Here is a 12974-nt window from a genome sequence, read left to right on the forward strand (position 1 = left end):
ATGGTTGATATGGAATTAACCAGAATCTATGAATTGATTGTGATTTTATACGCGGTGAGCGTTTTATTATATTTTATTGATTTTGTACAAAATAACCGGAAGGCAAACTCGATAGCCTTCTGGTTACTTTCTATTGTATGGGTTTTGCAAACAGCCTTTTTAATTTTACGAATGTTTGAGACGGGAAGGTTTCCTATTCTTACTGTTTCTGAAGGGCTGTATTTTTACGCGTGGGTGTTAATTACTCTTTCACTTGTGATTAATCGCCTGTTCCGCGTTGATTTTATGGTGTTTTTTACAAATGTGATTGGTTTCTTAATTATGGCTATTCATACGTTTGCTCCACTTGAAACATACACGGCTGTCCAGTCGGAGCGCCTTGTGTCAGAATTATTAATCATCCATATTACCATGGCTATTTTATCTTACGGCGCTTTTTCAGTTTCTTTTGTTTTTTCTGCACTGTATCTTGTTCAGTATAATTTATTGAAAAAGAAGAAATGGGGCAAGCGCTTGCTAAGAATTGAAGATTTAACAAAGCTAGATTACATGTCCTATGTATTAATTTTAATTGGTGTACCGCTGTTATTGCTTTCGTTAATCTTAGGAATCATATGGGCTTATATTAAATACGTAGATTTTCATTGGTACGATACAAAAGTGTTAGGTTCATTTTTAATGTTTGTTGCATACAGCGCTTACTTGTATGCTAGACTGCGTAGAGGTATTCAAGGAAAGGCAATCGCGATGTGGAATATTGGATTGTTCTTAGTCTTACTTATTAATTTCTTTTTATTTGGCAGTTTATCGAATTTTCACTTTTGGGGTTCGTAATTAGGAGGACAACATGCGAAAAATTATTGTCGGCTCTCGTCGAAGCAAACTTGCGTTAACACAGACCAAGTGGGTCATTGAACAGTTAAAAAAACAAGGTCTTCCTTTTGAGTTTGAAATTAAAGAAATGGTGACAAAAGGGGACAAAATTTTAAATGTAACGCTGTCCAAAGTAGGCGGTAAAGGTCTTTTTGTAAAAGAAATTGAACAAGCCATGTTAGATAAAGAAATTGATATGGCCGTTCATAGTATGAAAGATATGCCGGCTGTTTTGCCAGAAGGATTAACGATTGGATGTATTCCTTTACGAGAAGATCACCGTGATGCGCTTATTTCAAAAAATGGTGAGCGATTTGAGGAGCTGCCAAGCGGTGCTGTGATTGGGACAAGCAGCTTGCGTCGAGGGGCACAGCTTCTATCTATGCGTTCAGATATCGAAATTAAATGGATTCGAGGAAATATCGATACACGCCTAGAGAAATTAAAAAATGAAGATTACGATGCGATTATCTTGGCCGCTGCAGGACTATCTCGTATGGGCTGGTCGAGAGATACGGTCACTCAGTACCTAGAGCCGGAAATAAGTGTTCCTGCTGTAGGACAAGGAGCTTTAGCTATCGAATGCCGAGAAAATGACGATGAATTATTATCGCTTCTTCAAACTCTAAATCATGATGAAACGGCTCGTGCTGTTAGAGCTGAACGCGTATTTTTAAAAGAGATGGAAGGCGGATGCCAAGTGCCGATTGCGGGATATGGGCGTATAGTAGACGGTGGAAATATTGAGCTAACGTCGCTAGTCGCATCTCCTGATGGCAAAACGATTTATAAAGAGCACATTACGGGAAAAGACCCCGTTGCTATCGGTTCAGAAGCTGCTAGTCGCTTAACATCTCAAGGAGCTAAGCTTTTAATTGACCGCGTAAAAGAGGAGCTGGACAAATAATGAGTCATGAGGCTCCTCTTTTTTTGAAAAAAGTTTTGATTACAAGAGAAGCGAAGCAGGCTCATTCATTTGCAGCACAGATTAAAAAGCTTGGAGGCATACCTTTAAGCTTACCAGTCCTCACGTTTGCACGTTCTAACAATGAAAAAGAAGTGGAAGATGTCCTGCTGTCGATTGACTGTTTTGATTGGATTGTTTTTACAAGTCAAAACGGCATTTCTTTTTTCTTTGAATGGCTAAAAGAGTTAAATATCAGTCGGAGTGCTTTAAAAAGATTAAAAGTGGCTGCGGTTGGAGAAAAAACCGCAAAATTGCTGGAAAAATACGATGTTAACGTGCAACTTGTTCCAAAAGAATACGTTGCCGAATCACTTCTTGAGTCGTTAAAAGCAAATGTGTTACATCACGAGCGAGTTCTCCTTGTACGAGGACAATTAGCCCGCTCTGTTTTAAAAGATGGGTTAAAAGAGTGTGAGGTAACGGATTTAGTTGTATATCAGACCATTCGAAATCAAGGCTCTGAACGCTTGGTTAAGCAACATTTAGAAACAGGAATTGATGCCATTACTTTTACAAGTTCTTCTACAGTGAGATTTTTTGTCGAGTCAGTTAAAGATATTCCGAATTGGCTTGAGCTTATAAATGAAACCAAAGTTGTTTGCATCGGTCCTATTACGAGTCAGACAGCGAGCGAATATGGAATTAAGCATCTTGTTCCTAACACATACACAATAAATGGTATGATAGATATGTTGGTTAGTTGTTTTGAATAATAAAGGAGGATTTTAACATGAAAGATTTACAAATTACACGTCATCGTCGTCTTCGTAATTCTGTAAATATGCGTGCGCTTGTACGTGAAACACATTTACATCCGGAAGACTTTATATATCCTATTTTTATTGTAGAAGGTGAACAAAAAAGAAATGCTGTAAAATCAATGCCAGGTGTGGACCAAATTTCTTTAGACTACTTGAATGATGAAATCCAAGAGTTAGTCGATTTAGGAATCAAGTCAGCTATGGTATTTGGTGTTCCCGCTGAAAAAGATGCGGTCGGCTCACAGGCATACCATGACCACGGAATTGTCCAAAAAGGTATTCGTCAAATTAAAGAAAATTTTCCAGATTTTGTTGTTATCGCAGATACATGCTTGTGTCAATACACAGATCATGGCCACTGTGGTGTAATTGAAGACGGAAAAATCTTAAACGATCCTAGCCTTGACTTATTAGCGCGTACAGCGGTTAGTCAAGCTAAAGCAGGAGCGGATATTATTGCGCCTTCAAACATGATGGACGGTTTCGTGGCAGCTATTCGCCACGGTCTAGACGAAGCTGGATTTGAAGATGTGCCGGTGATGTCTTATGCTGTTAAATATGCATCTGCTTTTTACGGACCATTCCGTGATGCAGCGCATTCTTCTCCTCAATTTGGAGACCGTAAAACATATCAAATGGACCCAGCTAATCGCTTAGAGGCACTTCGAGAAGCGGAATCTGATGTCGAAGAAGGAGCAGATTTCTTAATTGTAAAACCAGCTCTATCATATTTAGATATTATGCGCGATGTGAAAAATACGTTTAATTTACCTGTAGTGGCTTATAATGTGAGCGGTGAATATTCAATGATTAAAGCGGCAGCTCAAAACGGCTGGGTAAATGAAAAAGAGATTGTTCTTGAAAAATTAATTAGCATGAAGCGTGCAGGAGCGGATTTAATTGTAACGTATCATGCTAAAGACGCAGCACGCTGGTTATCTGACAAGTAATTAAGGAGGCTTACACATGAGAAGTTATGAAAAGTCAAAAGCAGCTTTTTTAGAAGCGCAGCAACTAATGCCGGGTGGAGTAAACAGTCCTGTTCGTGCATTTAAATCAGTAGATATGGATCCTATTTTTATGGAACGAGGAAAAGGCGCTACGATTTACGATATTGACGGCAACAAATATATTGACTACGTCTTATCATGGGGACCTTTAATTCACGGACATTCCAACGATCAAGTAGTTGAAGCAGTAAAAAAAGTAACGGAATCTGGTACAAGCTTTGGTGCACCAACATTAATTGAAAATGAGCTCGCTAAAGTTGTGATTGAGCGCGTTCCTTCAATCGAAATCGTCCGTATGGTGAGTTCAGGTACGGAAGCAACGATGAGCGCACTGCGTTTAGCGCGTGGCTATACGGGCCGCAACAAAATTTTAAAATTTGAAGGCTGTTACCATGGACACGGTGACTCTCTTCTCATTAAAGCTGGCTCAGGCGTTGCAACGTTAGGCCTACCAGATAGCCCGGGAGTGCCTGAAGGAATCGCTAAAAACACGATTACAGTGCCGTACAATGATTTAGAAAGCGTACAATATGCTTTTAAAGAATTCGGAGATGACATTGCCGGAGTAATCGTTGAACCGGTAGCAGGAAATATGGGTGTGGTACCACCTCAGCCCGGTTTCTTACAAGGGCTTCGTGATATCACATCAGAATATGGCTCACTGCTCATTTTTGATGAAGTAATGACAGGGTTCCGCGTAGCGTACAACTGTGCACAGGGCTACTACAACATTACGCCTGACTTAACTTGCTTAGGAAAAGTAATCGGTGGTGGTTTACCAGTAGGTGCTTACGGTGGTAAAGCTGAAATTATGGAGCGAGTTGCACCAAGCGGCCCGATTTATCAAGCAGGTACATTATCAGGTAATCCGCTTGCGATGACAGCTGGATACGAGACATTAACACAGCTGACACCTCAATCCTACGATGAGTTCATTCGTAAAGCAGATCGCTTAGAAGAAGGATTGATGGCAGCAGCTGAAAAATATGATGTGCCGTTTACCGTAAACCGAGCTGGTTCAATGATCGGTTTCTTCTTCACAAACGAACAGGTCATAAATTACGAAACAGCGAAAACATCGAATTTAGATTATTTTGCAGCTTACTATCGTGAAATGGCTAATGAAGGCGTGTTTTTACCTCCTTCTCAATTCGAAGGAATGTTTTTATCAACTTCTCATACAGATGCAGACATTGAACATACAATTGCAGCAGCTGAAAAAGCTTTTTCAAAGTTGCGTGGATAAACAGCTAAATAGAAATAACTTTTATAAAGAAGCTTACGGAGGATTCCGTAAGCTTTTTTAGTTTTCAAGACATATTTTAATTTATTTGTTCATACATCTTTAATGACCGCGCTATTACCTGGCGGGTGTTGGAAGGGGGAGAACAATTTGTCGCAGGATAATTTATCATGTCTGCGTTTTTCCGTAGAAGAATCAGTATGGTTTCAAAAAGGACAGGAAGTCTCACAACTTTTGTCTATCTCCTTAGAGCCTCAAGTATCTATTCAAGAATATGACCAATATGTGTCTATTCGAGGAGCATTACAATTAACAGGTGAATACGAAACGTACGAGGGAGAGCACTCGTTACGCGAATATACAAATGAGAATCAAGTGCAATCTATCTCTGTCCGTGAAGACGGAACGGCTGAATTATCACATCAATTTCCTGTTGATATTACCATTCCTAAAAATCGTATTCAAAGTATTGAAGATGTATATGTATCTATTGATTTATTTGATTATGAATTACCAGGCACAAATCAGCTGCAGCTAATGGCTGACTTGTCCATCACAGGATTGTACGGGGAACAGCATGAAGAACAAGAACGAGAAGAAGAGGAAGAGTTTGCGGAAGAACAGCACATCGTCTCCTATGAAGAAGCAGACGATGCTGAAGAGGTATATACTGAAAACTTTGCTCAAGAAGAAGAGAAACAAGAGGAGCAAGAGTTTGACGTAAGCTATCGTGAAGCTCCCGCACTTTTAGAGGCAGAGGCTATTGAAGAAGATCATTCAGAAAAGCCTCCTAGTTATTTTTCATCTGTATTTAAAAAAGAATCTCGTGCTGAGCCGGTCGTGGAATATGAAGAGGAAGCATATGAACCATTTGAAGTCGAAGTGAAAAAAGAGGCACCAATCGAGGAAGAAAGAGAAGACAACGTGATTGAGCTCTTTCAGCTTCGTCAAGAGCAAGAAAGCTTCGAAGAATCGCAAGCTAGTGAATTAAATACGTATGCTGACGTTCAACAAGAGGCTGAGCAAGAAAAGGAAAAGATTATTGTTGAATTTCGGAAAGAAGAAAATGAAAGCGGCCGAAATGAAAACGCCCTTTATTTAACAAAGCTCTTTTCGCGGGAAGAAGAAGCTTTTTCAACGTGGAAGCTTTGTATTGTTCAAGACGGAGATTCGCTTGATACGATAGCAAACCGCTATAATACGAATGTACAAAACATTTTACGAGTGAATAATTTAGGAGATGAATATGAGCTGGAAGAAGGAAGCATCTTAAATATTCCCGTTCGTTAAAGTCGGAAAGAAAACAGTTTTGACGCATATAATGTCTTAACTGTTTTCTTTATTTTTTACGAGGAAGGAGAATATAGATGCAGCGGACAGTAGCAGACTACAAAGTATTGTTAAAAGAATATGACTTAGATGTTGACTTTATCGAAGACTACGGAAAAGTAAAAAAAGTCTATACAAAAACTGGCGTATTTGCGCTTAAAGAAATGGCGAATCATCAAGAGCGAAATCAGAACTTCATTCAAAAGTTGCAGAACGTGTATCAAAAAGGGTGGATGGGCTTTGTCCCTATTTATCAAACGAAGCGTTCTCAGCCCATTGTTTCAGATGAAAGCGGCTCGTATTACTTAATGCCGTGGCTCCCAAATAACCCAACCGAAGAGCGTGATATTCGATATCATAAATTATTTCAAGAGCTTGCTAAGCTTCACGGTGCTTCGGCGCAGGAAGTAGAAGTAAAAAAAGAAGATATAGAAAATCATTATACATCGATGAAAGAAACGTGGGAAAAACGTCAGGAAGAGCTGAAGCAGTACGTAGTAGAATGCGAGAAGAAAGTGTATATGTCCCCGTTTGAGTTGCATTACTGTACATTTTATTATGAAATGACAAGAGCGCTTGAGTTTGGTTTTGGAAAGCTCGATCAGTGGAACGATGAAATGGAAGAAAAGGAAAAGATCCGGCTGGTTACGTCTCATGGAAAGCTATCGGCTAAACATTTTATCTATGACGAACGGGGAAATGGTTTTTTTATTAACTTTGAACATGCAAAAGATGCTTCACCGATTTATGATTTGGTCTCATTTTATTTCCGTACTCTTCGCACGTACCCAGTAACTACCTATGACAGCTATGAGTGGTTTAGTACGTATGAAAAACATTTTGCTCTCAGAGAAGAGGAAAGACTGCTTTTGCACAGTTATTTAGCGTTTCCAGAACCCTTGTATCAGTGTATCGTTCAATATAGGCAGCATAAAGAAAGTAAAACGGAGCTTGAACATATGCAGTCATTTATTCGAGCATACTGGCTGACGAAAAACATTGAACAGCTCAATATTAAAATATTTGAAGTAGATCAGCAAAAAAAAATGGCAGCGGAAGCAGCTGCACAAGCCCAAGCGAACGAATAGCGCTTGGGTTTTTAAATCCAGTCCGAATATAAAGCAACCGCTAGTATGGCAAGAAGTGCCAACAACAGTACATCAAAGGTTGTGGGGAAGAATAGTGTACGTATACCTTGAAAAATTGTTAAAGGAACAATAAACTGTCCACAAGCCGCTCCTGCTGTTTTGAGCCACCGCTGCAGCTGATACGAATTTACATTTATTCGTTTCTTCATTTGTACATGCCCCTTTCAATCCACGTGCCCAGGTTAAAGTAAGTATATGAAAAAAGAAAGAAATGGTGCCATTTTTTTGAGCGGACTTTTCATTTTATTTCCAAAATTAGCGAGTGAATGAAAAAATAAAGAGCAGAACAAAAAAATTATGAATATAATCATAAAAAAATGGAGAAGATTATTGACGATTCAACATTTTTTCATATAGTATAATTAAGAGAAATTCATACATAAATACAGTGAATAGGAAGAGTACGGGATGTTCGTCTTTCAGAGAGAGAAATCAGCTGCTGTGAGATTTCTTAAGAATGTGCACTCGGAATGTCGCCTATGAGTAGCTTTTTTGAACAGCTGCATAGCTCAGTAGAAAAAGCCGGTTAATCAACCGTTATGAAATGAAGTGTATAGGCTTATCAAACGGGATACGTCTATAAAAAAAGGTGGTACCGCGAAATCAACTCCTTTCGTCCTTTTATTAGGAAAGGAGTTTTTTTATGTTTATAAAAGCTTTACACAGTTTCTAAAGACTGAAACTTTATATTATGGAGGTATACATTATGTCTGAAAAAGAAGTGACTCTTCCAACGAAGTATGATCCAAAAGCCGTTGAAGAAAATCGTTATCAGTATTGGTTAGACGGGAAGTTTTTTGAAGCAACAAATGACCCTGAAAAAGAGCCATATACAATTGTAATTCCACCCCCAAACGTAACGGGCAAGCTGCATTTAGGCCACGCTTGGGATACAACGTTACAAGACATCTTAACGCGTATGAAGCGCATGCAAGGCTATGACGTTTTATGGCTTCCCGGCATGGACCATGCGGGGATTGCAACGCAGGCAAAAGTAGAAGAAAAGCTTCGCAGCGAAGGGAAAAGCCGCTACGATCTAGGCCGCGAAAATTTTGTAGCCGAAACGTGGAAATGGAAAGAAGAATATGCAAGCTTTATTCGCCAGCAGTGGTCGAAGCTAGGACTTGGCTTAGACTATTCACGCGAGCGCTTCACGCTTGATGAAGGCCTTTCTAAAGCAGTGCGCGAAGTATTCGTAACGCTTTACAAAAAAGGGTTAATCTATCGCGGAGAATATATTATTAACTGGGATCCAGCTACAAAAACAGCTCTTTCAGACATCGAGGTTATTTACAAAGATGTACAAGGTGCGTTTTATCATATGCGCTATCCGTTGGCAGATGGTTCTGGACATATTGAAATCGCAACAACTCGTCCTGAAACAATGCTAGGAGATACGGCTGTAGCTGTTCACCCTGAAGATGATCGCTATAAGCACTTAATCGGCAAAAAGGTTGTCCTTCCGATTGTAGGTCGTGAAATTCCAATCGTAGGCGATGATTATGTAGATATGGAATTCGGTTCTGGTGCAGTAAAAATTACGCCTGCTCATGACCCGAACGATTTTGAAATTGGAAACCGTCATAATTTAGAGCGTATTTTAGTGATGAATCAAGACGGTACGATGAATGACAAAGCAGGTAAATATGAAGGAATGGATCGTTTTGCTTGCCGTAAGCAAATTGTTAAAGACCTTCAAGAAGACGGCGTATTGTTCGACATTGAAGACCACATGCATTCAGTAGGTCACAGTGAACGAAGCGGTGCCGTTGTTGAACCTTATTTATCAACTCAGTGGTTTGTAAAAATGCAGCCGTTAGCAGATAAAGCAGTAGATCTTCAAAAACAAGAAGAAAAAGTAAACTTTGTGCCTGATCGTTTTGAAAAGACATACTTACACTGGATGGAAAATATTCGCGACTGGTGTATTTCGCGTCAGCTTTGGTGGGGACACCGCATTCCAGCTTGGTATCATAAAGAAACTGGAGAAGTATACGTAGATCATGAGGCTCCAGCAGATATCGAAAACTGGGAACAGGATTCAGATGTATTAGACACATGGTTCAGTTCAGCGCTATGGCCGTTCTCAACAATGGGCTGGCCGGATGTGGATGCAGCTGATTTCAAACGCTACTACCCAACAAATGTGCTTGTAACGGGCTACGACATTATTTTCTTCTGGGTATCTCGTATGATTTTCCAAGGTCTTGAATTTACGGGTAAACGTCCGTTTGACGATGTACTTATTCACGGTCTTGTACGAGATGCTGAAGGTCGTAAAATGAGTAAATCACTTGGTAACGGCGTAGATCCAATGGAAGTAATCGAGAAATACGGTGCAGATTCTCTTCGCTATTTCTTATCTACAGGAAGCTCACCGGGACAAGATTTACGCTTTAGCTTTGAAAAAGTCGAAGCGACATGGAACTTTGCAAATAAAATTTGGAATGCTTCTCGTTTCGCATTAATGAACATGGACGGCATCACATTTGAAGAGCTTGATTTATCAGGCGAAAAGTCAGTTGCGGATAAATGGATTTTAACGCGCTTAAATGAAACGATTGAGCACGTAACAAAATTAGCTGACAAATATGAATTTGGTGAAGTTGGACGCATTCTTTATAACTTTATTTGGGATGACTTCTGCGATTGGTACATTGAAATGGCTAAACTTCCTCTTTACGGAGAAGATGAAGCAGCTAAAAAGACCACTCGCTCAATTTTAGCTTATGTACTTGATAACACAATGCGACTTTTACATCCATTCATGCCGTTTATTACTGAAGAAATTTGGCAAAGCTTGCCGCATGAAGGTGAATCAATTACAGTAGCTAAATGGCCGGAAGTACGCGCTGAGCTTTCGGATAAAGAAGCTGCTAACGATATGCGTTTACTTGTAGATATTATCCGTGCTGTTCGTAACATTCGTGCTGAAGTGAACACGCCGATGAGCAAACAAGTAAAATTATTTATTAAAGCTAAAGATGAAAATATTCAAAGTCAGCTTGAAAAGAATCGTGCGTATGTAGAACGTTTCTGTAATCCAAGTGAGCTTGTAATTTCAACCGATGTTTCATTAGATGAAAAAGCGATGACTGCTGTTGTAACAGGCGCAGAATTAATTTTACCTCTTGAAGGTTTAATTAATATCGAAGAAGAAATCGCCCGTTTAGAAAAAGAACACGATAAGTTAAACAAAGAAGTAGAACGTGTACAAAAGAAATTAAACAACCAAGGCTTTATTGCAAAAGCGCCTGCTAAAGTAGTAGAAGAAGAGCGTGCAAAAGAGCAAGATTACGTTGAAAAACGTGAAGCTGTTCAGTCTCGTATTGCTGAATTACGCGGATAATCAATGGGTTAATAAACCAACAGAAAAAGCGTGGCTTGTATAGCGACGCTTTTTCTTTACATAATAATAGCGATGGAAAAGAAAGGTGAATAAAAGATGATAACGACATATGAAGAAGCGCTTGATTGGATTCATAACAGACTTCGCTTTGGAATCAAGCCGGGGTTAGAACGAATGGAATGGATGCTAGAGCAGCTTGATTTTCCGCAGCAAAATATAAATGCTATTCACGTTGCTGGGACGAATGGTAAAGGTTCTACTGTTTCGTATTTGCGAAATATGTTAGAAGAAGCAGGGTATAAAGTTGGAACGTTTACTTCCCCTTATATCGAAACATTTAATGAGCGGATTAGCGTGAATGGACAGCCTATTTCAAATGAAGCAATGACCGCTCTTGTTCAGGAAGTAAAGCCTGTAGTGGAGCGACTAGAACATACGGACTTAGGGTCAGCAACGGAATTTGAAGTGATTACAATCATGGCTTTTCTTTATTTCGGCTATCATGATTCAGTTGACTATGTTGTGTTTGAAACAGGTCTTGGGGGACGATATGATTCAACAAACGTTGTGAATCCTATGGTGAGTATTATTACAAACATTGGATTTGATCACATGGCGATACTAGGTGATACGGTAGAAGAAATTGCAGCAGAAAAAGCGGGGATTATTAAAAAAGAAGTCCCTATTATTACTGGTGCAGAGCAAGTAAAGGCGCTTGACGTCATTACAGAAGAGGCAAATTTGAAGCAGGCTTCGTTATTTGTGTTAGGAAAAGAATTTAAAATTGAAAACTATGAGCCCTTAGCAAATGGAGAAGGCTTTACGTTAAAAACGCCGTATGGTACATTTGAACACTTGCAATTAAATATGCTTGGCTATCATCAAGTTAAAAATGCAGCTTTGGCTGTGATGGCCGTTTGTTATTTAAAAGAAAAGAAAAAGCTTTCTATCTCCAATGAGCAAATGATAAAAGGGATTCAGCATACAAAGTGGAACGGCCGCTTTGAGATAGTAAATGAGCATCCTTTAACGATTATTGACGGGGCTCATAATGCAGAAGGCATTGATAGCTTGTTATCTACTTTACGCCTTCATTATGAAGATCGAAACATTCATTTAATCTTCAGCTGCTTAAATGATAAAAGCGCTGATCGAATGGTCCAAGAACTTGAAACAATCGCTGCAAGTATTACATTTACGTCGTTTGACTTTCCTCGTGCTCGCGCAGCTGGGGAGCTTTATGAGATGAGTACTCATCGTAATAAGCATATGGACGAGGAGTGGAAAAAAGCAATTGCTTACGTAAAGGAAAAGGCGACAGGTGAACAAGACATGGTCGTGATTACAGGGTCTCTGTATTTTATATCAGAAGTGCGGGCCTTTCTTCTCAAATGAGCAGAAGCAGCAAGTGAACTCTTGCTGCTTTTAACATAATGTAAGAAAGGGATACAAATAATAAGGAAGCACTAAGTTCAAAGTATTGTCACTTTCACCCCCTAGGTAAGTGATATATAATAAACATGTACATCACTAAATAAGGAGATTGTTAACATGAGTAAGAATAATGAAAAAATTGTACCGAAAAGTAATAAAAACTTTACCGGTATTATTCTTACCTTTTCAGTGATAGCGAATGTTATTATCTTACTGCTATTCTTTTCGAATATTGGCTATCAAGGAAAAGTAAGTTTTGATTTGACTATCTTTCCACGGTTAAATGCTATTTTGAATAGTTTTACGTTTATTTTTTTAGTTGCAGCGTTGATTTCAATCTTTAGAAAAAACATCAATGCTCATAGAGGGTTTATCTTAGCGGCATTCACTTCTACACTGCTCTTTTTAGTTTCATATTTAACGTTCCACTATATCTCAACGGAAACAGCTACGTTTGGTGGAGAAGGAATTGTTCGTCCCATTTACTTCTTTATTTTGATCACACACAGTTTCTTAGCAGCGATTATCGTTCCGCTGGCACTGTTTGCACTTGTGTGGGGCTGGACAATGCAAGTTGAAAAACATAAAAAAATTGTGCGATGGACAATGCCAATCTGGCTTTATGTAAGCCTTACAGGTGTAATTGTCTACTTATTTATGGCTCCTTACTATTAAAAAACGTCTGCTTTTGCAGACGTTTTTTTATGCTGTTTTTGTTTTTTAGTGGTATAATCCTTATTACCTATAAAAGGTGTGTTTTAAGGAAGGAGGCATACAGAATATGACTTTTATGGGTATTAAGATTCAGTTTATTAATGAAGGAGCTGTTTGATACTAATCAATAAAAGAGAGGTGTGGAA

11 protein-coding genes and 1 other annotated feature are annotated in these 12974 nt (G+C 39.1%); of the genes, 10 read left to right on the forward strand and 1 reads right to left on the reverse strand.

Annotated features, from left to right (window positions below; all coding sequences use genetic code 11):
- From ACH6EI_RS01090 to ysxE, 7 genes are all read left to right on the forward strand, one after another.
- On the forward strand, positions 1-834 hold the full coding sequence (locus ACH6EI_RS01090; RefSeq protein ID WP_013059361.1) for a cytochrome C assembly family protein: 834 nt from the start codon (positions 1-3) through the stop codon (positions 832-834).
- 13 nt (positions 835-847) lie between these two features.
- On the forward strand, positions 848-1780 hold the full coding sequence (gene hemC / locus ACH6EI_RS01095) for a hydroxymethylbilane synthase (protein ID WP_028411729.1): 933 nt from the start codon (positions 848-850) through the stop codon (positions 1778-1780).
- A complete protein-coding gene (locus tag ACH6EI_RS01100) occupies positions 1780-2553 on the forward strand; it encodes a uroporphyrinogen-III synthase (RefSeq protein ID WP_049166235.1) in 774 nt (257 codons plus the stop codon). The genes hemC and ACH6EI_RS01100 overlap by 1 nt, the downstream gene beginning before the upstream one ends.
- Positions 2554-2570: 17 nt before the next feature.
- Positions 2571-3551 carry a porphobilinogen synthase gene (gene hemB, locus ACH6EI_RS01105; protein ID WP_108674320.1) on the forward strand — a complete coding sequence of 327 codons (981 nt, stop codon included), beginning with the start codon at positions 2571-2573 and terminating at the stop codon, positions 3549-3551.
- A 16-nt stretch (positions 3552-3567) separates the two neighbouring features.
- Positions 3568-4857 (forward strand): glutamate-1-semialdehyde 2,1-aminomutase, encoded by a 1290-nt coding sequence (gene hemL / locus ACH6EI_RS01110; protein ID WP_013059357.1) that lies wholly within the window; start codon positions 3568-3570, stop codon positions 4855-4857.
- A gap of 147 nt (positions 4858-5004) precedes the next feature.
- Positions 5005-6144 (forward strand): stage VI sporulation protein D, encoded by a 1140-nt coding sequence (spoVID, locus tag ACH6EI_RS01115; protein WP_028411727.1) that lies wholly within the window; start codon positions 5005-5007, stop codon positions 6142-6144.
- A 77-nt stretch (positions 6145-6221) separates the two neighbouring features.
- Positions 6222-7271 carry a spore coat protein YsxE gene (gene ysxE / locus ACH6EI_RS01120; RefSeq protein ID WP_013085128.1) on the forward strand — a complete coding sequence of 350 codons (1050 nt, stop codon included), beginning with the start codon at positions 6222-6224 and terminating at the stop codon, positions 7269-7271.
- Positions 7272-7282: 11 nt separating this feature from the next.
- Here ysxE and ACH6EI_RS01125 read toward each other — a convergent pair whose 3' ends face one another.
- Entirely contained in the window at positions 7283-7480 is a 198-nt protein-coding gene (locus tag ACH6EI_RS01125; RefSeq protein WP_013059354.1) for a hypothetical protein, read from the reverse strand.
- 230 nt (positions 7481-7710) lie between these two features.
- Positions 7711-7955 (forward strand) — a binding site (T-box leader).
- 82 nt (positions 7956-8037) lie between these two features.
- Here ACH6EI_RS01125 and ACH6EI_RS01130 point away from each other — a divergent pair.
- The 3 genes from ACH6EI_RS01130 (at position 8038) to ACH6EI_RS01140 (ending at position 12789) form a co-directional block, all read left to right on the forward strand.
- Complete coding sequence (locus tag ACH6EI_RS01130; protein ID WP_108674319.1) at positions 8038-10680, forward strand: valine--tRNA ligase; 2643 nt, start codon at positions 8038-8040, stop codon at positions 10678-10680.
- A gap of 96 nt (positions 10681-10776) precedes the next feature.
- Positions 10777-12075, forward strand: a complete 1299-nt coding sequence (locus ACH6EI_RS01135; RefSeq protein WP_028411724.1) for a bifunctional folylpolyglutamate synthase/dihydrofolate synthase — start codon at positions 10777-10779, stop codon at positions 12073-12075.
- Positions 12076-12231: 156 nt separating this feature from the next.
- Positions 12232-12789 (forward strand): DUF420 domain-containing protein, encoded by a 558-nt coding sequence (locus ACH6EI_RS01140; RefSeq protein ID WP_028411723.1) that lies wholly within the window; start codon positions 12232-12234, stop codon positions 12787-12789.
- Positions 12790-12974: the final 185 nt, after the last annotated feature.

The sequence above is a fragment of the Priestia sp. JSM ZJ58 genome (genome assembly GCF_044383985.1).
Classification (GTDB): domain Bacteria; phylum Bacillota; class Bacilli; order Bacillales; family Bacillaceae_H; genus Priestia; species Priestia zanthoxyli.